The sequence below is a fragment of the Arthrobacter sp. cf158 genome (genome assembly GCF_900106835.1).
Lineage (GTDB): Bacteria > Actinomycetota > Actinomycetes > Actinomycetales > Micrococcaceae > Arthrobacter.
The window spans coordinates 1-22,820 of the sequence record NZ_FNNR01000019.1; the positions used below are offsets into that span (position 1 = coordinate 1).

Sequence of the window (22,820 nt, forward strand, 5' to 3'; positions counted from 1 at the left end):
CCGGTTGAACGTAAGCCTGAGTGGATCAAGGCCAAGGTCCAGATGGGTCCTGAGTTTGTCCAGCTCAAGAACCTGGTGAAGAAGGAAGGCCTGCACACGGTTTGTGAAGAGGCCGGGTGCCCGAACATTTTCGAGTGCTGGGAAGACAAGGAAGCGACGTTCCTGATCGGCGGGTCCGAGTGCACCCGGCGCTGTGATTTCTGCCAGATCGATACCGGTAAACCCTCCCCGGTGGACATGTTCGAACCCACCAAGGTGGCCCGCAGCGTCCAGGCGATGCAGCTGCGGTACGCCACGGTGACCGGCGTGGCCCGTGATGACCTGGCCGATGAGGGTGTCTGGTTGTACGCCGAAACGGTCCGGAAGATCCACGAACTGAACCCGGGCACCGGGGTGGAGTTGCTGATCCCTGACTTCTCCGGCAAGCCCGAGCACATCGCGGCGATCTGTGATTCCAAGCCCGAGGTGTTCGCGCACAACGTAGAGACCGTACCCAGGATTTTCAAGCGGATCCGTCCGGCGTTCCGGTACGAGCGCTCCCTGGACGTCATTACCCAGGGCCGGGACCTGGGCATGGTGACCAAGTCCAACCTGATCCTGGGCATGGGCGAGACCCGCGAGGAAATCTCCGAAGCGTTGCGTGACCTGCACGCTGCCGGTTGTGACTTGATCACCATCACCCAGTACCTGCGCCCGTCCGAACGGCACCTCCCGGTGGACCGGTGGGTCAAGCCGCAGGAGTTCGTGGACCTCCAAAACGAGGCCCAGGAGATCGGCTTCCTCGGCGTCATGTCCGGCCCCTTGGTCCGTTCCTCCTACCGGGCCGGCCGACTCTGGGCCACCGCGATGCGCAAGAAGGGCTGGGAAATCCCCGCCGCCCTGGCCCACATCGAGTCCTCCGGCTCCACCCGCCAGGAAGCCTCCACCATCCTGGCCGCCCACAGCTAACAGCCACCCCACACCCGCTCCGCGCGCCCCTAGGACGCCAGACTCCAACCACGACGGCGGTTGGTTGCCTCCACAGGGCGACCGGCCGCCGTCGTGCCTTGCAGCGCTGTGCCTTCAGCGGTGGTGCATTCAGCTGCTGTGCCGTGCAGCGCTGTGCCTTCAACCGCTGTGCCTTCAACCGCGGTGCCCACGTCATGACTCCGTCATCATCGAACGCCAGCGCAGTTTTGGCTCAAGAAGAGCACAATGTTTGCGCAGGCCCCACGAACAAGCGTGGTGGGCAGCGTTGATTCGGTCCGGATGGCAGCGTTCCCACAGTGAGTACACGGAGCCGCGCCCAGCCGGTTGAACCGCCTCACATCCAAGTGGTCGGACCCTGAAAACTGAGTACTCCGGTGCCCGAAAGGCGTATTTCCGACCCCTTGGTCGGACGCAAAAGAGGCGTACATCCAAGAGTAGCCACGGCTCCTCCGCTGGTTGAACCATTGGGGGCATCGCTTCATCCGCCAGCAACGGACGGATGCTGGGGGTTGCGCTGCGGCTCCCCGGTACATCGATCAACCAAGGAGTCTTACCATGCGCAAACTTTCGAAGAAGAGCCGGATCACAGCAGCGGTTGCTGGCGTGGCCTTGGTGGCTGTCGGCGGCGGCGCTGCCTACGCCTACTGGACCACCACGGGCTCCGGCAGTGGCTCGGCTACGAACTCGGCCGGCGGCGGAACGGTCACGCTTCACGCCACCTTTGCCGGCGGACTCGCCCCGGGCAACCAGGTTTCTGTCGCGTACACCGCCGACAATTCCACGACGTCGGGCACCGTGGTGGGAGCCCTCAGCGCGAACGTGACCACCAACGTGGCCGGCTGCCTCCCCGCCTGGTTCGACGTCACCGCGGTCACCACCAACACGTTGGTCGCCGCCAACACCACGGGCACCTCAGTGGGCAGCGGAACACTGAAGTTCAACGACAGCGGCACGGTCAACCAGGACGCCTGCAAGTCAGCGATCGTCACCGTCAACGTCGCCAGCCAGTAGTGCCACCTTGCCGGGGGCCACTGTGCGAGTGGTGGTCCCCGGCGTGAAGCTTTCTCCCGCCCAGAAGCGCCCGTCCGAAAAGAGGCTCCATGCAACCCCATCCAGTACGCATGCGGATGCCGTTGGGTGGTGCGGGAACGGCGGTCAAGGCTGCGCTCCTCACGTTGTTGGTTGTCCTGGCGTCAGTGGCATCCCTGGGTGCCAGCGGAGGGCCGGGCGCAGGGAAGGCCGCCGGAGCCAAAGAAACGGTGGGTATTTTGCTGGCCCTCTCGCCATCAAGCCGCAGCCTGGATCAAGGCCAGTCGGCAGCGTTCGAGGCCACGGTCTCCTCGAGTGGGGGCTTTTCCGGGTCGGTCGCCTTCTCTGCAACGGGCCTGCCGTCGGGTACGACGGCGGCATGGCGGCCGTCGTCGCTGGTCCTCTCCTCCGGGAGCTCGGCGAAGGTGACGTTGACCCTCAGCACGAGTCCCACCACGCCCGCCGGGAAATCCGAGATCACGGTGACGGGCACCAGCGGCAGCATTCAGTCCAACGCCGCGAAGGCGCAGTTGCAGGTGAAGGAAGTGAAGCGAAACTTTGGCGTCTCCGGTTCCTTGCAGGGTCCGTTGGCGCCAGGGCTGTCCCTCCCTTTGGACCTGCAGATCTCCAACCCGGAGAACAAAAACATCACGGTGACCCAGTTGTCCGCGTCCATCAGCAACGTGGTTCGAACGCCCGCGGCCGTGGCGGCCGGGCTCCCTTGCAGCAGCGCGGATTACAACGTCACCCAATTCACCGGCAGCTACCCCATCGACATCAAGCCAGGATCAACCTCGTTGTCCGCTTTGGGGCTTCCGCAGCTGGCTTGGCCCCGCATCAGCATGTTGGACACCCTGCAGCTCCAGGACGGCTGCAAGGGCGCCACCCTGGAACTCACCTTCTCTGGGACGGGACAGGCGAGCTGACATGAACACGACCCACCGGACTCCGCGTACTCCCCGCACAGGCCGACTCGCCCGGACAGCGGCTGCCACCGTGGCGCTCTGCATCCTGGGCGGCGCGGGCTCTGCTTACGCGTACTGGACGAGCACCGGCATCGGCGCAGGTTCGGCAAGCAACGGGACCATGCAGGCAGTCCTTGTGGACGCTCTGATTGCGGGGGACGCTCCGCAAAACACCCTTGTTCCCGGCGGTACGGCCGATGTGATCCTCAGGGCCACCAACCCCAACGCCCATGCCGTCACCATCTACGGATTGACGGCCAACGGAGCTATCACGGCGGACGCGGCCCATGCCGGCTGCACCACCACAGGAGTGACCTTCACTCCGCCGCCCGTTCCGATCAGCCCGCCGGTTACCATCCAGCCGAACTCCTCCATCCTGCTGACGCTCCCAGGGGCAGCGAGTATGAGCACCGAATCGCTCTCCGCCTGTCAGGGTGCCCAATTCCGCATCCCCGTCGCCTTGGAGGCCCACAAGTGAACCGGCGTCGCACGTCCGAGGGCCGGCATCCCGCCCCGTCCGTCACCATGGGACGTTGGAACCGCATCGTGGTGATCGTGGTGGGCATTCTCCTGGTCACCTGGGGAGGGCCGGCCGCCAGCGCGTTCTGGAGCACGGTAAGCACCAGCAACTTCGCGGCGGCCAAGGCGGACACCGTCAACCAGGGCGCCAAGCCGGGTGCCGTCGTCGGCCTTGCCGGCAGCGTGACGGTCACCTGGACGGCAAGCACGACGACGGCAGGCAGGTCTGCCACCGGGTACAGCATCGCCCGCTATGCTTCCGCCACGGGCGGCACCAGGATCCCGGCGGCCGGAACGTGCACCGGCACTGTGGTTGTGCTGAGCTGCACGGATACGGCGCCAAGCGGCACGTGGTACTACGCGGTCACACCGATGCTTTCCTTGTGGCAAGGGACTGAAAGCCTCCGAAGCACTGGCTCAGTGGTGGATGCAACCGCCCCTGGCGCTCCTGTTGTCACCGCACCGGCTTACGTGACCACCGGCAACGTGTCCAACGTCCCCGTCTCCGGCACGGCAGAAGCCAACTCCACTGTGGTGTTGACGGTAACGGACGCCGGTGCCGCACACACCGTCACCCAGACCCGCACAGCGAATGGATCCGGAGCGTGGTCCGCCACCACACTGAATCTGACCACGTTCAACGCCGGAACAATCACCTACTCCGCCCGAGCAACCGATGCGGCCGGAAACACGGGGATCCCCGGAACAGCGACATCCGTCAAGGACACCACCGTTCCAACGGTCACCAACGTGCAGCTCAGCAACGGTGGGAGCCTGATTGGCAGAATCGAACGTGACGACACGGTGACCCTGACCTTCTCCGAAGCCCTGGACGCGAGCAAGATGTGCACTGCTTGGACCGATGACACCACCACACAAACACTTGACGGCGACAACCAGGTGACTGTCTCGGTCACGTCGGCAGACGTCCTCAGCGTTACTGCCACTGGCTGCTCCACCCTCAAACTGGGCACCGTGGATCTTGGAGGCAACTACACCTCGCAAACGCTCACATACCGGGGAACCAGCACCAATGCATCGGTGCTGGAGTGGAACCCCACGGCCAAGACCATCACCATCACCCTGGGTGCGCTGGTGTCAGGGAACCCGATCTCGTCAATGCAGAGCGCAGACAACGCTGCCTTTACTCCGGCATCCGGGCTGACGGATATCGCCGGCAACGCGCTCTCCACCGCCAAGTTCACCAGCGCCGCAACCTCGAGGTTCTAAGCCCGCCGTTTGTGTCGGGACAGTGCGCACGGATAGTGCCCCTCAATCGTGATGAGGGGCACTATCTGTGCGCAATTCGGGAGTAGCGCGGCGGTCGGAGCGTAATCTTGGGAGCGGACGCCAGTGCCGCCGTCGGACGTTTGATCCTGCGACGAAAGGCGAGCCGCCCCTTGAAGGCTGTAGCGGAACTGTTCACGATGGGTCCTGGAAACAAGGACCACCATCCCGCCCTCCGCTGCGCCGTTGGTGTTTTTGTTCCGCTGATTACCCTCACGTTGCTGGGCAGGCTGGATCTGGCGGTGTTTGCTTCATTTGGGGCGTTTACCGGAATCTATGGCCGCAACGAGCCGCATAGTGTCCGTTTCCGCAGTCAGCTTCGCGCAGGCGGCTTCATGCTTTTGGTGATCCTGCTTGCCACTCTCATGGCGCGGGTTGCACAGTCCTGGGGCTTGGAAGGCGCCGCATATTCTTGGCTTTTGACCGCGGCTACCACTGTGGTGGCCGGTGGTTGCTCCGTAGTGGTTGCTGCGTGGCGGCTCCGGCCAGGCGGCTCTCTCTTTCATATTTTTGCCTTCGCTGCCATCGCTTCCATCGCCGCCCAGCCGCCCCTCTGGGAGGCCATGTTGGTATCGGTCCTGACCACCGTTTTCTGCCTGCTTATTGGGATGTCCTCGCGCATATTCAAGAGCCACCGGACACCCTGGAAGCGGCCACCACGCATCCGCCACACCACTGCCGAGCGCCGGGCCATTTGGCTGGAAGGCGGCGGCTACCTGGTGGCAGCGGGCCTGGCCGGCACCATTGCCACCCTGGTGGGGGAGCGGCTGGGCTTTGGGCACACGTATTGGGCGATGGTGGCGGCGGTAGTCCCTCTGGTGGGTCATTCCACGCGTCATAGGGTGAGCCGCGGTATCCAAAGAATCGCCGGAACAGTGATCGGGTTGGTGCTTTTGGCCGGAATCCTGTGGCTCAATCCGGCGCCGTGGGCCATGGTCCTGGTCATCGCCGCGTGCCAGTTCGGGGCGGAGATGTTCATTGCCCGCCAGTATTTTGTGGCTCAGGTTTTCGTGACTCCGCTGGCGTTGATCGCCACGCTGCTTGCCGCGCCGGTTGACCCGGGTTTGCTCCTGCGGGACCGCATCGTGGAGACCGTCATTGGTGCCGCGATCGGTGTTGCAGTGGTAGTGGCTCCGGGAGTGTGGCGGCGGATCCGGACCACGCGCACCTTGGCCTAGGCAGGCCCGGGTCTGCGAACCCGTGCCTTAGCGCCTAGGATCAATTGGTTAGACAAGCGAGATACATGTCTACCAAAGGATTGGTAATGAACGATAACGGCGATCGTCAGGGCTATTGGTATGGGCTGGAAAGTCGCAAGCGAATGGGCGCCGTGGATGTCCTGAACGCACTGAGGGACTATCGCACGGCGGAGGCCGAGATGCGGCGTCGAACCCGGGCATCCATGGGGATGGGCGAGACCGACCTGCTCGCGCTCCGATACCTGCTTGAAGCGGAGCGGTCAGGCCGGGACGTGGGTCCGAAGGAGTTGGCGGTGCGGCTGGGGTTGACCTCCGCATCCATCACCTCGCTGGTGGACCGCCTGGTGCGCTCCGGGTATGTGACCAGGGAGCCGCACCCGACGGATCGGCGCGCCCTGATCCTTCGCCCCAGTGCAGGTTCGGACCAGGAAGTCCGTGGCACTTTGGGCGATATGCACGCCCGCATGATGGAGGTTGCGGGCACTCTCAGCGAGCAGGATTCCGCCACCGTGGTGGACTTCCTGAGGCGCATGCGGAGGGCGATTGATGGCATGGCGACCTGATCTCAGTTGGACTTATTTAGTAAGTACACATATAACTAGATAGCCAAGCTACTTATCCATCTAGATGTGAGAGAAGACGACGATGACTGTCGCCCTGCGTGAACCAGACTCCACACCAGTGGTTGAGACCGCCGTGGAAGGACACACGGACCAGGTAATGCCTATGGGCCCGATGCACTGCGGTGCCAACATGGCGATCTCCGCAGGGCCCACCTACGATTCCATGAAGTGGGTCTCTGTGGAGCCCATCTGGCCCGAATGGGCTTGCGGTTGCGGCTTCCGGATGGACATCGACGCCGTAGATCCAGTGAGTGGCGTCTGGATAGCGGCCCTCCGCCGGCAAAGCCTGCAACACGAGCTGGCCATTGCCCAGAACACCCTGCAGCTGGCCTTCAGGAAGGCAGTTCAGGCAGGAGTTGAACCGGGTGCACTTGCCGAGGTAGCCGGGGTACCATCCGCCGACATTGAAGCCCTCCTCCGATGACGTTGCTTGACACCCCTGCCGTCCGCGCCGATCGCGGAGCAGAGTGTGCTGATCGCGGCGTGGACGAGGCGCAGATCGTGTTGGGTGGACGTTACCGCCTGGGTGCCCCGTTGGGCGGGGGATCCGAGGCCAACGTCAACGAGGCTTTGGACCTGGAAACCGGCACGTCCGTGGCGGTGAAGATCTTCAGGACTTGTGACGATGCTCCTTATGACCGGGAGATGAAGATCCATAGTCGCCTCCGGCATAAGAACATCGTCCGTGTGCTCGGTTCCAGTGGTGTCCAGCTCCGGCGCGAAGAACTCGAGGGAGAACACGACGCGCGCCGTAACTATCTGGTCATGGATCTGGTGGAGGGCAAGGACCTGCGGTGGATCCTGCAGCAGGCTCCTGCTTCCGAGGTCCAGACGGTGGCATGGATGACGGGGATTGCGCGTGCATTGACGCACCTGCATCGCAGGGGCGTAGTCCATAACGACATCAAGCCCGGCAACATCCTGGTGGATTTTACTGCTGATCCGAAGGGTCCCGGCATCGCAAAACTGACTGACTTCGGCATTGCCATCAACGGACGCCAGGCTGCCCCGAACTCCTCGTCCGGGACTCCTCATTACCTGAGTCCCGAGGAAGTGTGCGGCGGAGAATCCACGTCTGCAAGCGATATCTATTCGCTGGGGCTGGTTGCCCTGGAGTGCTTGACCGGAACCAAAGCGTTCCCTGGTGCTCCGCTGGAGTCAATGGTGGCCAGGACACTTGGCGAACCACGAATTCCCGGCACGGTGCGGCGTCGCTGGTCCATGGTGCTTCATGCCATGACCGACCCCAACCCGGCCGGCAGGCCGTCTGCCAGCCAGACCGTCGGTATGCTCCGACGGCTCAGCTGGTAGCCAACAATCAGGTCGATAGAGGCAAGGAAGATACCTGCCGAACTGGGACCTCGTCACGAAAGAGAGAATGACAAATGGGAATCATCGGTTGGATTGTTTTGGGTTTGATTGCTGGCGCCATCGCCAAGGCCATTAAGCCTGGCAAGCAGGGCGGGGGCTGGATCGCTACGCTGCTCCTGGGCGTCGTTGGCGCACTCCTGGGTGGCTGGATCGGCAGTGCTCTGTTCAACGTGGGCATCAGCGAGTTCTGGTCGCTTTCCACCTGGCTGCTGGCCATCGGTGGCGCCCTGATCGTCCTGATCATCTGGGGACTGCTTACCCGCAAGAAGGCATAACTGCCCAACGCCAAAAAGGCCCTGACGCTGATGCGTCAGGGCCTTTTTCGTGCTCAGAACCGGTTCCCGGTTATTCGGCCGAGTATCCCAACGCCAGGTCAATCAGCAGGCGGGCACCGAACCCTGTAGCTCCCTTGCTTCGCCACACATCGTCCTTGTCCGATTGCATGGTTCCCGCGATATCGATGTGGGCCCAGGGGGTGTCGCCGACGAACTCGGCCAGGAACAGGGCGGCAGTGGTGGCCCCTGCGTAGGGACCTCCCAGGTTGGAAATGTCCGCTACATCCGAGTCCAGCTGAGGGCGGTAGGCACGTTCCAAGGGCAACTGCCACAACTGCTCGTCGGTACGGGCTCCCGACTCCAGCACGCGGTCCACCAGGCGCTGTTCGTTCCCGAATACCGGGGCGGTGAGCTGGCCTAAGGACAAGAGTGCGTTGCCGGTGAGCGTGGCGATGTCAACGATCCCGTCCACCTGGTCCTCGATGGCCAGCGTCAGGGCATCGCACATCACAAGCCGGCCCTCGGCGTCGGTATTCTTGACCTCGATGGTGAGCCCGCTGCGGGTGGTGAGGACATCTCCCAACTTGTAGGCCGAGCCCGAGGGCATGTTGTCCGTGCACATCAGGAATCCGGTGACGGCTGCCTGGCAGCCCAGATCCCGGAGCGCCGTGAACACGGCCAGGACCGCCGCTGCGCCGCCCATGTCCATTTTCATGAGCAGGTGCATGGGGTCGCTGGGCTTGAGGCTGACGCCGCCGGAGTCATACATGATTCCCTTGCCCACCAAGCCAAGATGACCGCTGGGGGCTCCCTCCGGCCGATAGCTGAGTTTGATCATCCGGGGCTCCTGGGCACTTCCGGCGTTGACGCCCAGGAGGCCACCGCAACGGAGCTCGATGAGCTGCTCCTTGTTGAACTCCTCAACTCCAAAACCGAACCGTTCACCCAGGTCCTTCGCCACTTCACCAAGCCCGACGGCGGTCAAATGGCTGGGTGGCGCGTTGCACAGGTCCCGGGCGATGGTGGTGGCCCGTACCTTCACCCGGCCGGTGGCCAGGCCGCGGCTTGCGTCGGCCCTGTCCACGCCAGGGGCCAGGAACTGCACTTCGGCCAAGGGGGAATGCCTGGCTTTGCTCTTGAGTGAGTCGTAGCCGTACCGCGCCAGGAGTACGCCCTCGGCCAATACCTGGCCCAAGCGCCCGGCGTCCATGCCTGCGGTGTCCGGGAGTTCGAAGCCAATCCGGGAGTGCCGCTTGGTGGCACGAACAAGGGCCGCGGCTGCCTTACGCCAACCGTCGGCATCCAGCGTGCCGGGTTTCCCGCCGCCAACAGCTACCACCAACGTTCCGGAGGCGTTGGGCAGCTGCAGGGTTGCACCGGGTTTGCCGTCGAAGCCGGCACGTTCCAGGGTTTCCCGGTTCAGGCCGATGGATGCCGGAACGTCACCTTCTGAGGAGACCTGGACGCCGATTGCCTCCAGCTGATCGAAACCGTCCACGAATCGCAGCTCGGTTTCGGCCTGGTCAAGGGACGGGACAGCTGTGAAACCTTCCGGGATCAGTTTGTAGGGATCGTGGCTCACCGTTTTGCCTGTTCTGTGGAGGTTGGAACCGCTGTAGTGGTTGGAACGGTAGTGGTTGGAACCGTGAAGGTTGGGGCTGCCGTGGGATCGGGGATCGCATCAGGATCGTCCGGTTCCAGCTGCTCAGGGAGGTCACCCTTCATCCGGCCAGGCATTCGACCCGCCGGAACGATGGCCAGCAGGGCAAGTCCCGACAACCCAAGGAGGGATATCTGGAGGGCCCGCAACCGGGCTTCCGCGTTGACCTCGGTAGCGGCCGCCAGCTCGGAGGGGCTGCTCACCCGGTCTCCGATGGCCGCTTCGACTTGCGCGTTGGTCATGAAGTCGGCGTCGTTGATGCTCACTTTGGATATCAGTTCCGGGGAGACTTCCGGGTGCGCGGCGGCTCCGCTGGCGATCAGTGAGGACAGCATTCCGACGGCGAACGCACTCGCCACCGCGATGCCGACGCTGCCGGAGAGATTGTGCACCAGCCCGCGCCAGGCTCCCACGTCGCCGGCCAACTCGCGGGGAACTGCACTGAGGAGCGTGTTGAACACCAGGGCAACAATGGCGCCCTGACCGAGTCCCAGCAGGATCAATCCCAGCACCACAAAGAGCTGTCCCCAGTCGTTGCGGATAGTGAAAGCGAGCAGGACCAGCGCACCGGCCACCACCACGAATCCTGCTTGGGCGATGGTCCGTGGCGGGAACCTGTCATAGAGGAAGGCCACGAAGGTGCTGGCGAGGAAGATGGACAGGGTGTACGGGATGATCGCAAAGGAGGTCTCGAGGCTGGACCGGCCCTGCACGATCTGCATGTAGAGCGGGATCAGGAAGTTGGCAGCCGTACCTACGAACAGCATGGTGGCCATGCACGCCGTGACGGCGAGTTCCGAACTGGAAGCCAGCACCCTGAGATCAAAGATGCGGGGCAGCTTGGCGTCCTGGCGCTTCCGCACCCACATGAAGAACACCTGCCCGGCAATGGCGCCCAGGAGGATCAGGAGCGGTGCCGGTGAGAGGCCAAGGATGTCGAAGGGGGCCTGGTCCGTGGCGAACCAGGTTCCCCAAGCGGACAGGCCACTGAAGCCGAAGCTCAGCAGGATGATGGCAACTGCGGCGATGATGGCGCCGGTCCAGTCGATCTTCAACTGGGGTTGGGCAGGGACGGACTTGAGCTTGAAACTGAGCAAGAGGTTGATGGCACCGAGGACCACCATCAGCCCGAACGAGTAGCGCCAGCCGATGGTGGTGGCGAACCACCCGGCAATCAGCAGGGCCAGGACGCCCGCCGCGGGGATGGCTGCCGCCAGGAGGCCGATGGCTTTGGCTTGCTGCTGGTCCTTGTAATTGGTGGCGATGAAAACCGTGAGTGCAGGCGCAATCAGCGCGATGACTGCGCCGGAGGATGCCTGGGCGATGAAGAGCATCGCGGGGCTGAGGCTCAGGGCCACACCTGCCATGGCAGCTGCATGGATGGCGACGGCGATTTGGAACACCTTGCGTGTTCCGAACCGGGCGCCAACCTTTGCCCCCAACAGGATGAACGCCGCCATTGAAAACGTGCCGGCGGTGATGGCCGTTCCCACGGATGTTGCTGCCGTATCCAGGTCCGTGGTGATGCCCTGCATTGACACCGTCAATGCGTTGACGGCGAATGATGCCTGGATCTGCGTGAGGACCACCACGATCAAAGGCAGCCAGGTGGCGGCTTTGACGGTAGGTGGTGTGGCTGTGGTGGTGTGGTCACTGGCCATGTCTTGCTCCTGTTGTGCTGGGCCCGCTCTTGGGAACGGGCGCTTGAATACCTCACTACGGGGTTGTCGGAACGGTGTGCGCGGTTGTGTCGTGGGAGAATCTCCGATCTCGTGTGCCTAAGTTCTGCGGGGTCCTAGGTGTGGAGTGGCCAGAACACCGGTACCAACAGGATGGCTACGGCTGCGTAGAGCGCCATGATGACCAGACCAAACTTCCAGTAGTCGCCAAAGCGGTAGCCTGCCGGTTGCATGATCATCATGTTCGCTGGCGTGGCCACCGGCGTGAGCAGGGCAGCAGAGGATGCGACGGAGACACACATCAGCACGGCGTAGGGGTTGATCGAAGACTCCTGCGCCACCGACAAGGCAATCGGGATGATGATCAGAGCCGTTGCCGTATTGCTGATCAGTTGTCCCAGGACGGCCGTGACCACGAAGATTCCCACCAACAACAGCATTGGACCGGAGTTCCCCACTACTGACACCATGCCCTCGGCAAGGATCTCGGCTGTGCCGGTTGAGGTGATCGCCGTGGACACCGGAATCATTCCCGCCACCAGAATGAGCGTGGTCCAGGCCATGGAACGGTGCGCCTGCTGCACAGTCACTACCCGCAGCACCACCATGGCCAACGCGGCCAGTAATGCGGCCACTGGCGCCGGCACCAGGTTGGTGGCCAACAGGATGACCATGATTCCGACGACGATCAGCGCGGGGGTTGCCCGCGGCCCCAACGGAACAGTCTGCCGGCGAATGGTGTCCGGTGAGTCCACCAGCAAGACGTTGTGATCCACGGTGTGCTGATCCAGTGCCGACCACGTTCCCTGAAGGAGCAGCCTGTCTCCGGCGGTAATGGGTGAGCGCCCGGTACTTTCCTGTTCCCCGGGATGCTGATGGGCCAGGACCACCAGCGTGCCGCTGGCCGTGACCATACCGGGGTAAGCCTCCGTGCCCACCAGGTTTGAACGGGGTGCGACCACAACCTCGGCAACGCCATAGCTGCTGCTGATGAGTCCGCAAGTGGCGTCGTCGTCCTGTGTGAGGCCGTGCTTCACGGCAAAAGCATCGATCAGCGGTTGGCCTCCCCGCACCACAACATCGTTGCCTGCCTCGAAAACAGTACTGGTGGCGGGTTTACCGTCGCGCTGCTGCACGCTGATGAGGTGGAGGTGACCGCCGTCGTCATCATTGTGGATGCAGTCAACGGGCTGGCCCACCAGGCCGGAACCGGCCGGGATAGTGAGCCGGCTGAGTCGGTCGTCTCCCAGGTAATGGGTCATCAGCGTCCGGCCGTGGGAGCCCAGGTCCTTTGGCAGCGCCTCCGGAGTCCGGTTGGGCAACAGGGACGGGCCCAGCCAGAGAGTCAGCCCGATGGTGCCCGCAAGCAGAGGCAAGCCCACCAAACCGAACTCAAAGAACCCAATCCCGGTTCCGGTGGTTTCCAGGGCCGCGTTGAGGATCAGGATGTTCACCGGTGACCCCGTGAGGATCAGCAATGAGCCGGCATGCGCGGCGAAAGCCATGGGCATGAGCAGCTCGGAAGGCCGCCGGCCCAGGCGAACAGCGAGCACCACCACCATGGGCAACAACGCGGCAACAGCTCCGTTGACGCTGATGAGTGCGGTCAGCAGAGCCGTCAGGACCATCATCAACACCATCAGCCGGGCGCGGCTCGTCCCCGAAAACCTGATGAGCAAACTTCCCAGCCACGTGGTGACACCCGCTGCATCGATGGCTTCCGCCACCACGAAGAGCGCTGCGATCAACACCACGGTTCCGCTCCCGAAACCGGCAAACGTATCCTCCAAGCCCACAATGCCGGTTCCATAAAGAGCCAGGGCTGCTCCGAGTGCCACAACTTCCACGGGCAGGCGGTTCCAAACGAATGCGGCGATCACCATCACCAGCACCAGCAATGTGATGGAGACGTCCGTCATGGGTGCCTTCGGCAATGCGCAGGATCATTTGCCAGCATGCTTTCAGACTAGATCCGGGTTCAGGCCGCAGGGTCACCCCAATCAGGTGAGTGATGGGCGTTTACCGAGGTCACGGCTAAGGCAGGTGACCAAACTTGTAGGCCGCTGCTACGGCGTCATGCCGGGACCCTGCCCCGAGCTTGGAGTAGATGATGCGGATGTGCGTCTTGACGGTGTTCACGGACAAGTGAAGTTCCGCGGCCATCTGGTCCTGGGATAAATGTGAGGGAAGCAGGGTGAGCACCTCGCGTTCCCGGGGTGTCAACGACGGCGCTCGCCGGGCGTCGTCGGGCCGCCTTAAGGCAATCAGCCGCTGGGCGAGGGCTTCCTGCGGTCCGTGGGTTCCCGCACGTTCCATCAGGAGATCGATCACTTCCTGGGGAGCGATGGCCAAGGGGCGGATCACTCCCAATTCGTCAGCCTTGAGCAGGGCCTCGTCAAGGATCTTGCCGGCCAAGGTCCGCCGGCCCGTGCGGATGGCCATGGAGCATTCCAGGACGGCCACGTGGAGCCACGTCCACTCCAGCACGGGCATGGCTGGGTCTGCGTGCAGTGGCCGGAGCCGGTCCGTGGCTGCCTCGAACCGGCTGATTCCTGCCGGGCCTTGCGCGCGCAACAGGCACAGTTCACCTGTTCCGGGAAGCCGTTCCTCTGCCCATTCCAACACCTCGCGTGCCCGCTCTGCGTGGCCGAGTCCCAGAGCAGCGGTGTGCTCAACGACGGCGATGCAGGCCGCCATGGGTCGGGCGAAGAGGTTGTCCCGCCCGATGCGGAGCCTGGCCTGCCGCATGCCGTCCAAAGCGTGGCGCCTGTCCCCGGTGTCCAGATGCGCACAGGCGGTGATCAGCTCCAGGGTGGCACGCATGGTGGCACCCACTCCTTTGGGGGAGGACCCTAGCTGGCCGAGCTCAGCCGTCCCCTCTGCAGCGAACGTTAATGCCGCTGCCGGTTCGGCTCCGAGCAGCGCGGAAGACGCATGCATCAGGGCGCCCACGGATCGTCCTGCTCCTGATGTCCACACGTACGCAGGCAATTTCTCCTCCGCCTGGCGCAGGTATTCATTGGCTCGGCGCAGTTGGCCCTGCAGGGAAGATGTAGCGGCCAGTTTGAGGTACGCCTTGCCGGCCAGGTACGTGTTGCCGGCCTCGGCGGCGTCGATCAGGGCTGCCGTGGCCTCCTGCTCAGCGGTTCCGTACTGCCCTTCCGCGAGGGCGGCTGTCACCGAGACCATCCTCGCTTCAATCCGCATTTCGCTTTGCCCGGAAAGGGGAAGGGCTGCGTCGTCGACGGCGGCCTGCGGGTCCTGTGTTTCCCAGCCTCCGCTGAACCAGGAAAGGCGGGCTTCAGCCAAGGCGCGCAGCTCACACAGATCGGACGGTGCATCGTTGGACCAATTGCGGTGGGCCGCCGCCAGGTATCGGGCAGCAGTGGTGGGTTGTCGGCTTTCCACATGGGCCAAGGCGGCAACCACACAGAGCCGGGGACTCGCTGCCAGAACGGATTCAGGCAGCATGGTGATGGCCCGCCGGACCCGTTGGACTCCGCCGGTGCCAAGGAGCGCGGCCCCGTGCTGTTCAAGAATTGTTCCGATGAGCTGGTTGTCTCCTGAGTCCATGGCATGCCTGAGGGCAGCTTCGGGCTGGCCGGCCGCCTCGTGCCAGTGGGCTGCAATCCGGTTCAGGCGAATCAGCTCATCGGGGTCCTTCCGGGCCAGTTCGGCGCGGAAGTGCGCCCGGATCAAGGGGCGCACCAGGAATGCAGTGCGTCCGTTGCCGGCAGACTCCACCAGATCGCAGTCGTCGGCAAGGCAGGAGAGGATGCTGCCGGCATTCCGGTGGCCGGAGAGAGCGTGGGCTTGCGCCGCCACCACGGTGCGGCACACGCTGGTGCTGGAAAGCACGTTGTGCTGCTCGTGCGACAGGGTGCGGAGAATCTCGTGGTCCAGGTATTCGGCGAGCTCCCTGTTATTGGCGGCAAGGTCCCCCAGGGGAGTGCGGGGATCAGCCGAGGCGCGCAGCGAGCGGAGGGCAAGGACCACTGCGGCAGGCCAACCCGCAGTTTGTTTGAACAGCTCGCCCAGTTGATGCATTCCCAGCAGCGTGAGGGTCCTTGCCGCGAGGGCGTTGAGCTCGTCCAGCGAGAACGCGAGGTCGCTCGAGTGCAGTTCCACGATGCGGCCGTTCAGCCGGGCACGCCCGGGATCAACAGCGGCGTTGCTCCGGGTGGCCAGTATTAACTGGATGGGCAGCCCTGCTTGGTTCAGCAGCCCTGGAATCCAGCGATCACGTTCATGGTGGGAGAAGTTGTCCACGCCGTCGATCACCAGCCGGATGCTGCTTCCGGCGGCATTGAGTTGCCCGGCCAGCAGTTCCAGGACGTCCGGGGCGTTGTCCTCGGCTCCGGAGAACAGGCTCAGTGTGCCGGGCGGGATGGCGGGGCACCGGTGAAGCGCGTGGAGGATTGCCGGCCAAAGTTCCGCCTTGTGGTGGCCATCGGCAGTGAGCCACGCGACGTTGTGCTTCCGGCCATGAAGCCATTGGCTGAGGAGCACCGTCTTGCCGTATCCGGCGGGCGCGCAGAGAAGGACTGCGTCTGTTGCGGCATGGAGCTTGGCCACAAGTCGGGATCGAGCCAGCAGGTCCAAGGGCGGCCTGGGGACCGCAATTAGCTGGGGGCTCAAGAGGTCCGGGCGGGTACCACCTTGGTCGTCCACCCCTTTAGTGTAGGGGCGGGGCATCGAGGATTCACCCGGTACAGGCGATCCGCGCGGCGACTATCCGGCGTAAGGATGGTGGTGGCCGCCGAGAGACGCTTGGACGACGCCCGGAGAGGGGGTTCACCGTGCAAGCTTTCAAGGACATCATGAGTGCCGCTGAATCCGGATGGGTCTACCCACTGGGGGCCATTTTTGTCGCATTGTCCGCGATATTTCCGCCCATCCCCACAACGTCCCTGTTTGTGGCCTTGGGGGCACTTGCAGCCACGGACGGCCTTCCCAACGGCTTCCTGTTGGTAGCCGCCATGCTTGCCGGTGCGGTGGCCGGGGACCTGGGGGCCTATGAACTGGTCCGGCGCCGGGACATGGCAAATTGGAAGATGCTCCGCGGACCCCGCACGCAGAAGGCTCTGCACGCCTCCCGGGAGCGCTTGTCCAAGCACGCAGCATCGTGGGTCCTGACGTCCCGCTTTGTTCCGCTGGGGCGGCTGACCATGAACGTCGCCAGTGCCATCACCCCCGTGCCGAGGGGGAGGTTCGTCCTCTACTCCGTGGCGGCTGGCATCCTGTGGTCCGCGTACTCAGTGGGGATCGGCGCCTTGTCGGGGCTCTTGCCGGGTTTGTCCACGGAGTTCGCCGTTGTCATTGCCATCGCGTTCTCGCTGCTGTTGGGCCGGGGCATCAGCGCCGGTGTGACCTGGTATCTGCAGCTAGACGACTGACTTAACCCATCCGTGCTAGTGGAGAATTCTATTGAAGCGATGAGGTCAGCCGGGCAAGGTTATCCAATGCCACCTGTCCCACGGGCCGGCGCAGCCAGTCCTCCAGCAGCAGCTCCCTGCTGGCTGCCCGGTACCGGTCTTCAACCTCGCGCATCTGGTCCACAATTGACCGGCCGTGAACCAGCACCGAGACCTCCATGTTGAGGCTGAACGAGCGGACATCCATGTTGCTTGAGCCGATGACCGCGACGTCGTAGTCTACGGTGAAGTGCTTGGCATGCAGCACTTGCGGAGCCTTGTACAAGTAGATGCGGACGCCGGCGCGCAGCAGGACCTCGTAGTAGGAACGTTGCGCGTGATAGACCATGGCCTGGTCGCCAACCTCTGACACGAAGAGTTCAACGCTGAGGCCCCGTGAAGCGGCAGTGATGATCGCCAACTGGATGGCCTCGTCGGGCACAAAGTAGGGGCTGGTGATGCTGACCCGGTGTTCGGCCTTGTAGATGAGCGTGGTGTACAGCTTCAGGTTGTTGTCGTTGTCGAAGCTGGGGCCGCTGGGCAGCACTTGGGCGTCAATGAGTTCGGGTGCCGAGCCCAGAACCACCGGAGAGGTATCCAGGGGCAGCAGGACCTGGGATTCGCTGTACCAGTCGGTGACGAAGACGGCGTTGAGCTCCCGTACGGCCGGACCTTCCAAACGCACCATCAACTCGTGCCACTGGAGGCCACGCCGAATGTTGCGCTTCTTGTTGTAGGACGCGTCGATGAGGTTCTGCGAACCCGTGTAGCCCACCCTGCCGTCAACCACCACCAGTTTGCGGTGATTGCGCAGATCCGGGCGTTGCCACTGGCCTTTGAAGGGACGCAAGGGCAGCATGGCGTGCCATTCGGCTCCCATCTCAGCGAAAGCCCGCAGCATGTCCCGGTACGTGGGGTCGCCCACTGCTGCGAGGTGGTCGAAGAGGACCCTGACCACCACTCCCCGTCCGCAAGCCCTTGCCATGGCATCGAAGAAGGGGGTTGTTGCGGGGTCCAACGCAAAAATATAGAACTCCACATGCACGTACTCTTCGGCGGCATCGATGTCCGCAATCATCCGGTCGAAGCTTCCGTTGTAGTCCTCCAGCAACTCGGCCCGGTTGCCGCCCACCATGGGCAGAGCGCCCAGCCTGAGATTAAGTTCGACGGCGGAACGCAGCCAGGCGGGCCAGTCGTCACTGTGGCTGACAGCTGAGAGGCCTGGCGTGCGTCCGAGGATAAGTTCGTTGACGGCGCGCTGCTTTTCCCGCCGGGCCTTGGGTAACTTGCCGCGGCCTACCAGCAGAAACGCCACCATTCCCAAGTACGGAATGAAGATGATGGCCAGCACCCAGGCAATGGCGGAGGACGGGCGGCGGTTGGCCGAGACCATCACGGCTGCAAGGGATCCCAGCACAATGTGGAGCGCCAACAAGATCAAGGCGACGGCATCGGCGTCGAGCATTGGTCCTGGCATGCCGCGCTACTTGGCGTTCTGCTGCGGAATGACCACTTTTTTGATGATCAGCAGAATCGAGGCCGTGGTGGGGCACGCAATCAGCGCCCCCAACAGTCCCAGGAGCGTCCCGCCCACCATAGCGCCGATGAGGACCAGGGATCCGGGGATGCTGATTGCTTTCCCCACCACCCGTGGCGTCAACACGTACGCCTCTACCTGCATGTAGGCCAGCATCACGAGGAATACCACCAACGCCGTGGTGGGCGATGTGAAAAGGGAGACCACCGTCATGATGGCCGTGCTGATCGCACTGCCCACCAACGGAATGAGGGTAATGGGGAACGCGAGGACTGCGAGCACTGCGGCGTACCTGACTCCGGCAAGAGACAGCAGAATGAAGGTGAAGATTGCATTGAACAAAGCAAGAATGGACATTCCACTGAGGTATTTGCCGACGGACGCAATGATCGTTTCGGAGATGTCCGCGAATGACTCCCTGCGGGATGCCGGGACCAGTGCGTAGAGGCTGGACTTCATGGCCTCATGCCCTGCCACGAAATACAGCGTCAGGACAACTACGAACACCACTGCGAAGGTGCCGTTCACCACGTTGTAGCCCACCTGCACAGCGCCGCCGCCAATAGCGAGCCACACGTTGGGGTCGGCGGCCGAGGTTTCCAGCCATTCAAGCAAAGGGGTCAGTGCTCCGCCCAACGATCCGTTGAATTCCTGGAACCATGGCTGGTCACCCACCGCATCGAAACTGGACGGCAGCAACTGGACCAGTGTGGCACCTTCCTCCACCAAGATGGGCACGATGAACCGGATCAGCAGGACCACCACCACCAAAAAGCCGACCGCTACGGCGAGTACAGCACCGGCCCGTGAGAGTTTCCTGCGTTCCAGCCAGAGAACCAGGGGGTAGAGGCCCAACGAGATGAACAGTGCCGCAAAGATCAACGTCAGCGAGTACCGCAGGGTGATGACTGCAGAACCCAAGGCCAAGGCAACCAGCACGCCCAGCGCCGCTATGAGGCCGAATCTAAACGGTCCGCCTTCCAACAGCGGGAATGCCTTCAATCGCGTCATGCGGTCCCTTTCGACCGAAGGTGGATGGCGGACCGTCGCCCGGATCAGGCCAGAGCGAGTTCCTTCAGGCGGGCGTACTCGGCCTCAGTGATATCTCCGGCAGCAAGGAGCGCCTTGGCAGCCTCGATTTGCTGGGTGGGAGAGGGGGCTCCGGCCACACCCCTGATGTACTTTTCGGTCTCTTCAACCGACTCGCGCATCCGCATTTCGCTGCGTAAAGCCATGCCTTTCCCGCGCATGATCACGTAAATCAACGCGGAAATGTAAGGGGCTACGAACAGGCACAGAATCCACAATGCTTTGACGCCGCCGCCCAGGGTTTTGTCGCGAAGGAGGTCGGAAATGATGTGGAAGAGAAGGATCAAATACGCGATGAAGAAGAAAGCAACAATGATGCTCCACAACGATTCCCAAAAGTTCATGGCGTCATTCCAATCGTTCGTTCGGCCGGGGCTGGACCGTCGTCTTCCGTCACTGGCCCCGTTCCCCCACGGGACCACAAGACCATTCTCGATTCGGCCGCGACATACGGGGTCTGCCCGGGCTGGATGGGCAGGGATTGGGTGGAAAGATCACCCACTAAGGGTGAGCGTTGCGGTTAAGGCCCGACGACGGATGGCGTAGTTGGGTGCCCGGCGCCCGGTCACAAATCCCCCGTAACACCGCGGTTGTGAGGGGCGTTGGGCGGACAGTTACGCTGCTCCTCGTTAGGCAACACCACACGCCAAGGGCTACCAATGACGCACTCTTCAGCTACCACGCCGGCCGTAACCCGGCCGCCGGAACCACCGCTCCACCACGGCCCCGTGGGCACTGCCGTGGGGGCTTTCGGCATGGTGATGATCGTTGGCGTCTTCGCACTTTTCCTGCACATTGTCGGTCAGGATGCGCTGCGGATGGGCCCCGTTGACGCGGGCTGGCCGGAAGGCGTCGCCGACTCTCCGTTGGCCGCCATCCGCTGGTTCCTTGGTGACATGACTGAGCCCTTGTTCTTCAAATCGGACCTTGCAGCACTCGGCCTGCTGGCCGGGGCCGCGGTGGCGTGGTGGTCCGGCCGCCGGGGTGCGCGGTGGGCTGGTTCGCTCAGCTATGGCACCGGCCTTTGGCCTTGGGTGCTGGCGTCGGCGTCGTTGAGTCTGCTGCTGTCCAACCTGGCGTTCGGGTGGATGCTCGACGACGGGTGGCAGCCCACGTTCGTGCCCTTCGTGTGCGTGGCCCCGGCAATGGTCCTTCTCTACGGGCCTGGTTGGAGGAACTGCGTCACGGGGGCTGTCCTGGGAGCAGGGACTGTTACCCCCTTGGCTTTGCTGTTCATCCCCACCGTGTCTGCGCCCCTTGGCCTGCCTCCGGTGGTGGCGAACGTCCTCGCGATGTCCGTGGGTTCAGCGGTTGCGTTCGTCATCGCAAGGCGGTTGCCGTGGCTGGTCCTGCGGGAGGCGAGGCCTTCCCCGCAACGGCACCGGCCGTCGTCGGGCGCTCATCGAAACGTCGCCAGCGACGCGGCCTGGGCTGCGCGCCGGGTCCTCAAGGACTTCACTGAGACGCATTTCCTCGCCAACGAACTCGCAGGCCTCTGTGTGATCCTGGCCGTCGGGGTGGCTTTCGTCCTGAACCCGGAGCTGCCATCGTATGGGTCCCGGCTGCTGCCCCACATATTGTTTGCCCAGGCGCTGACATCAGGGATCGGCGTGGTGCTGTGGCGGCGTTGGTACAGCGGCGGGGGATGGGCGGCCACGTACGCGTCCGTAGTGTCCGTGGCGCCCGCAGCAGTCCTCGCCTACGGGGGATCCTGGAGCGGGATGATCGGCGGAGCAGTGCTGGGAGCGGTGCTGGCGCCGCCGATTGCCAGGGCCGTTTCCGCACGCCTGCCCGCTGGTTTTCACCCGGTTATTGGCAACACTGCGGCCATGGCAGGTGCGACGGCGCTCGCCTTACCTTTACTCGGGCTGCTGCCCCACTAGCCGCCCACGTGGTGGATGGTGAAGGCGCTCAGGAAGCCGACGGCGGCGGTTAGGCCGGTGAGGTTGTGGTGCTCTTCGAAAGCCTCGGGAATCATCGTGTCGGCCAGCATGGCCAGAATTCCGCCCGCGGCGATGGCGGTGATGAAGGCGATCACGGTTTCCGGCGCGTTCTCCAAAGCAGTGAAGCCGATCAGTGCCGCCAGTCCGCTGAACACGGCAATGCCGATCCACGTGCCAAAGACATACGCAGGACTGCGGCCGGCCCTCTTCATGCCGGCCGTGCTGGAAAGGCCCTCCGGAACGTTGGAGATGAAGACGGCGGCGAGCATCGCTGGGCTGACCGCCCCGCCGGCCAGGAGACCGACGCCCAAAACAACCGACTCCGGGATGCCGTCGATCAGCGCCCCTATGGCGATGGCAGTTCCGCTGCCGGGGGAGTCCTTCTCGGAGGGCTGCGGCCCGGACGAACGCTTCCGGTGCTTGGCGCCGGCGCGGGCCAGCAGGACATTGGAGCCCACGAAGATCAGCGCACCCAGAAGGAAGCCCAGAATGGTGGGGATCAACCCGCCGCCTTGGACGGCTTCATCCACCAGCTCGAAGGCAAGGGCAGAGATCAGCACACCGGCGCCGAAAGCCATCACGGTGGACACAATCTTGGGTGGGACTTTCCATAGCCAGGCGATTCCGGCTCCGAGGACCAAGGCTCCGCCTGCCAGTGTTCCCCACATCAGGGCCTGCAACCACATCGGCATTGCTTTGCCCTTTCATCGCCGGTTCACGTGCAGCTAGAAGTGTTTCATAAGGTTCCTGTGGGCATGCAAAGGGTACGGACAGGAAAAAGGTGCGGACAGGTAAAAGGTGCGGACAGGTAGAAGTCTTGAGGTTTTCCTGAGGAACTGTTGCGGGTTTGCAGGATGGGTTCTTGATGCTGGCCCGGCACAGTAGTTCTCATCAGCCAGAGAGGCTGAAGAAACGGCCGGCCGGTCTCACGGTGGCCCACCGAAAGGACACTGATTCCAATGGCCATCAGCCTCAAGACCACCTCCGGCAAGATCCTCGCCTCCGTCGCACTGGTCGGCACCGCAGCCGCCGTCGCCGGAATGGGCACCTACGGCGCGTTCACCTCCTCCACCTCCGCTTCCCAGGCCGTCACCGCAGGAACCGTCACCATCGCCCTGGGCACCGGAACCTCCAACACCCTCAACGTCCCCGTCGCAGGACTGCTCCCCGGAGACAAAGTGGAAAAGCTCGTCACCCTGGCCAACACCGGCAACTCGGACCTGAACAACGTCACCCTCACCACCTCCGCCGGAACCACCGC

The 22,820-nt window shown here is 63.5% G+C and carries 22 protein-coding genes; 13 read left to right on the forward strand and 9 right to left on the reverse strand.

All coding sequences use genetic code 11. The annotated features are described in order from the left end of the window. Positions 1-948, forward strand: a 948-nt coding sequence (gene lipA / locus BLW08_RS23010; RefSeq protein ID WP_139244944.1) for a lipoyl synthase, incomplete at its 5' end; no start/stop codon positions are given. A gap of 29 nt (positions 949-977) precedes the next feature. Here the strand turns inward: lipA and BLW08_RS24010 are convergent. Next, positions 978-1,139, reverse strand: coding sequence for a hypothetical protein (locus tag BLW08_RS24010; protein WP_175538822.1), 162 nt, complete (start codon positions 1,137-1,139; stop codon positions 978-980). A gap of 385 nt (positions 1,140-1,524) precedes the next feature. On the opposite strand from BLW08_RS24010, the gene BLW08_RS23015 reads away from it, so the two are divergent. The 9 genes from BLW08_RS23015 (at position 1,525) to BLW08_RS23055 (ending at position 8,237) form a co-directional block, all read left to right on the forward strand. Beyond that, on the forward strand, positions 1,525-1,980 hold the full coding sequence (locus tag BLW08_RS23015; protein ID WP_091328475.1) for a hypothetical protein: 456 nt from the start codon (positions 1,525-1,527) through the stop codon (positions 1,978-1,980). An 89-nt stretch (positions 1,981-2,069) separates the two neighbouring features. After that, a complete protein-coding gene (locus tag BLW08_RS23020) occupies positions 2,070-2,924 on the forward strand; it encodes a hypothetical protein (protein ID WP_254780029.1) in 855 nt (284 codons plus the stop codon). A gap of 1 nt (position 2,925) precedes the next feature. Beyond that, on the forward strand, positions 2,926-3,441 hold the full coding sequence (locus BLW08_RS23025; RefSeq protein WP_091328479.1) for a hypothetical protein: 516 nt from the start codon (positions 2,926-2,928) through the stop codon (positions 3,439-3,441). Next, positions 3,438-4,712, forward strand: coding sequence for a hypothetical protein (locus BLW08_RS23030; RefSeq protein WP_254780030.1), 1,275 nt, complete (start codon positions 3,438-3,440; stop codon positions 4,710-4,712). Before BLW08_RS23025 ends, BLW08_RS23030 begins: the two co-directional genes overlap by 4 nt. 170 nt (positions 4,713-4,882) lie before the next feature. Beyond that, positions 4,883-5,947 (forward strand): FUSC family protein, encoded by a 1,065-nt coding sequence (locus BLW08_RS23035; protein WP_175538823.1) that lies wholly within the window; start codon positions 4,883-4,885, stop codon positions 5,945-5,947. 86 nt (positions 5,948-6,033) lie between these two features. Further along, positions 6,034-6,531 carry a MarR family winged helix-turn-helix transcriptional regulator gene (locus BLW08_RS23040; RefSeq protein WP_175538824.1) on the forward strand — a complete coding sequence of 166 codons (498 nt, stop codon included), beginning with the start codon at positions 6,034-6,036 and terminating at the stop codon, positions 6,529-6,531. An 82-nt stretch (positions 6,532-6,613) separates the two neighbouring features. Continuing rightward, positions 6,614-7,015, forward strand: a complete 402-nt coding sequence (locus tag BLW08_RS23045) for a hypothetical protein (RefSeq protein WP_091328485.1) — start codon at positions 6,614-6,616, stop codon at positions 7,013-7,015. Beyond that, positions 7,012-7,902, forward strand: coding sequence for a serine/threonine-protein kinase (locus BLW08_RS23050; RefSeq protein WP_091328488.1), 891 nt, complete (start codon positions 7,012-7,014; stop codon positions 7,900-7,902). Before BLW08_RS23045 ends, BLW08_RS23050 begins: the two co-directional genes overlap by 4 nt. A gap of 74 nt (positions 7,903-7,976) precedes the next feature. Continuing rightward, positions 7,977-8,237: a GlsB/YeaQ/YmgE family stress response membrane protein gene (locus tag BLW08_RS23055; protein WP_090826355.1), complete on the forward strand. Its 261-nt coding sequence runs from the start codon at positions 7,977-7,979 to the stop codon at positions 8,235-8,237. A gap of 70 nt (positions 8,238-8,307) precedes the next feature. Here the strand turns inward: BLW08_RS23055 and BLW08_RS23060 are convergent, their stop codons facing one another. The 4 genes from BLW08_RS23060 to BLW08_RS23075 all read right to left on the reverse strand — a co-directional run bounded on the left by BLW08_RS23060 (position 8,308) and on the right by BLW08_RS23075 (position 16,247). Continuing rightward, positions 8,308-9,819, reverse strand: a complete 1,512-nt coding sequence (locus tag BLW08_RS23060; protein ID WP_091328492.1) for a leucyl aminopeptidase family protein — start codon at positions 9,817-9,819, stop codon at positions 8,308-8,310. Continuing rightward, positions 9,816-11,558: an MFS transporter gene (locus BLW08_RS23065; protein WP_091328495.1), complete on the reverse strand. Its 1,743-nt coding sequence runs from the start codon at positions 11,556-11,558 to the stop codon at positions 9,816-9,818. The genes BLW08_RS23060 and BLW08_RS23065 overlap by 4 nt, the downstream gene beginning before the upstream one ends. Before the next feature lie 134 nt (positions 11,559-11,692). Further along, positions 11,693-13,495, reverse strand: coding sequence for an SLC13 family permease (locus tag BLW08_RS23070; RefSeq protein WP_091328498.1), 1,803 nt, complete (start codon positions 13,493-13,495; stop codon positions 11,693-11,695). 115 nt (positions 13,496-13,610) lie between these two features. Further along, entirely contained in the window at positions 13,611-16,247 is a 2,637-nt protein-coding gene (locus BLW08_RS23075) for a LuxR C-terminal-related transcriptional regulator (RefSeq protein ID WP_091328516.1), read from the reverse strand. Between the two features lie 128 nt (positions 16,248-16,375). On the opposite strand from BLW08_RS23075, the gene BLW08_RS23080 reads away from it, so the two are divergent. Further along, a complete protein-coding gene (locus tag BLW08_RS23080) occupies positions 16,376-16,972 on the forward strand; it encodes a DedA family protein (RefSeq protein ID WP_254780031.1) in 597 nt (198 codons plus the stop codon). A gap of 28 nt (positions 16,973-17,000) precedes the next feature. Here the strand turns inward: BLW08_RS23080 and cls are convergent, their stop codons facing one another. The 3 genes from cls to BLW08_RS23095 are packed head-to-tail and all read right to left on the reverse strand — an operon-like array spanning position 17,001 to position 19,960. Continuing rightward, on the reverse strand, positions 17,001-18,467 hold the full coding sequence (gene cls, locus BLW08_RS23085; RefSeq protein WP_091328500.1) for a cardiolipin synthase: 1,467 nt from the start codon (positions 18,465-18,467) through the stop codon (positions 17,001-17,003). Between the two features lie 6 nt (positions 18,468-18,473). Further along, positions 18,474-19,538: an AI-2E family transporter gene (locus BLW08_RS23090; RefSeq protein ID WP_091328503.1), complete on the reverse strand. Its 1,065-nt coding sequence runs from the start codon at positions 19,536-19,538 to the stop codon at positions 18,474-18,476. Positions 19,539-19,582: 44 nt separating this feature from the next. Then, positions 19,583-19,960, reverse strand: a complete 378-nt coding sequence (locus BLW08_RS23095) for an SHOCT domain-containing protein (RefSeq protein ID WP_090826371.1) — start codon at positions 19,958-19,960, stop codon at positions 19,583-19,585. Between the two features lie 315 nt (positions 19,961-20,275). On the opposite strand from BLW08_RS23095, the gene BLW08_RS23100 reads away from it, so the two are divergent. Continuing rightward, positions 20,276-21,499, forward strand: coding sequence for a hypothetical protein (locus tag BLW08_RS23100; protein ID WP_091328505.1), 1,224 nt, complete (start codon positions 20,276-20,278; stop codon positions 21,497-21,499). Here the strand turns inward: BLW08_RS23100 and BLW08_RS23105 are convergent. After that, a complete protein-coding gene (locus BLW08_RS23105; protein ID WP_091328508.1) occupies positions 21,496-22,251 on the reverse strand; it encodes a ZIP family metal transporter in 756 nt (251 codons plus the stop codon). The genes BLW08_RS23100 and BLW08_RS23105 overlap by 4 nt on opposite strands. 267 nt (positions 22,252-22,518) lie before the next feature. On the opposite strand from BLW08_RS23105, the gene BLW08_RS23110 reads away from it, so the two are divergent. Further along, positions 22,519-22,820, forward strand: a 302-nt coding sequence (locus BLW08_RS23110) for a TasA family protein (RefSeq protein WP_217639273.1), incomplete at its 3' end; no start/stop codon positions are given.

What these genes read in the sequence shown, in the direction of transcription:
- BLW08_RS23015 (WP_091328475.1), top strand. Translation starts at nt 1,525, where the DNA reads ATGCGCAAACTTTCGAAGAAGAGCCGGATCACAGCAGCGGTTGCTGGC.
- BLW08_RS23020 (WP_254780029.1), top strand. Translation starts at nt 2,070, where the DNA reads ATGCAACCCCATCCAGTACGCATGCGGATGCCGTTGGGTGGTGCGGGA.
- BLW08_RS23025 (WP_091328479.1), top strand. Translation starts at nt 2,926, where the DNA reads ATGAACACGACCCACCGGACTCCGCGTACTCCCCGCACAGGCCGACTC.
- BLW08_RS23040 (WP_175538824.1), top strand. Translation starts at nt 6,034, where the DNA reads ATGAACGATAACGGCGATCGTCAGGGCTATTGGTATGGGCTGGAAAGT.
- BLW08_RS23045 (WP_091328485.1), top strand. Translation starts at nt 6,614, where the DNA reads ATGACTGTCGCCCTGCGTGAACCAGACTCCACACCAGTGGTTGAGACC.
- BLW08_RS23050 (WP_091328488.1), top strand. Translation starts at nt 7,012, where the DNA reads ATGACGTTGCTTGACACCCCTGCCGTCCGCGCCGATCGCGGAGCAGAG.
- BLW08_RS23055 (WP_090826355.1), top strand. Translation starts at nt 7,977, where the DNA reads ATGGGAATCATCGGTTGGATTGTTTTGGGTTTGATTGCTGGCGCCATC.
- BLW08_RS23065 (WP_091328495.1), bottom strand. Translation starts at nt 11,558, where the DNA reads ATGGCCAGTGACCACACCACCACAGCCACACCACCTACCGTCAAAGCC.
- BLW08_RS23070 (WP_091328498.1), bottom strand. Translation starts at nt 13,495, where the DNA reads ATGACGGACGTCTCCATCACATTGCTGGTGCTGGTGATGGTGATCGCC.
- cls (WP_091328500.1), bottom strand. Translation starts at nt 18,467, where the DNA reads ATGCCAGGACCAATGCTCGACGCCGATGCCGTCGCCTTGATCTTGTTG.
- BLW08_RS23090 (WP_091328503.1), bottom strand. Translation starts at nt 19,538, where the DNA reads ATGACGCGATTGAAGGCATTCCCGCTGTTGGAAGGCGGACCGTTTAGA.
- BLW08_RS23095 (WP_090826371.1), bottom strand. Translation starts at nt 19,960, where the DNA reads ATGAACTTTTGGGAATCGTTGTGGAGCATCATTGTTGCTTTCTTCTTC.
- BLW08_RS23100 (WP_091328505.1), top strand. Translation starts at nt 20,276, where the DNA reads ATGACGCACTCTTCAGCTACCACGCCGGCCGTAACCCGGCCGCCGGAA.
- BLW08_RS23105 (WP_091328508.1), bottom strand. Translation starts at nt 22,251, where the DNA reads ATGCCGATGTGGTTGCAGGCCCTGATGTGGGGAACACTGGCAGGCGGA.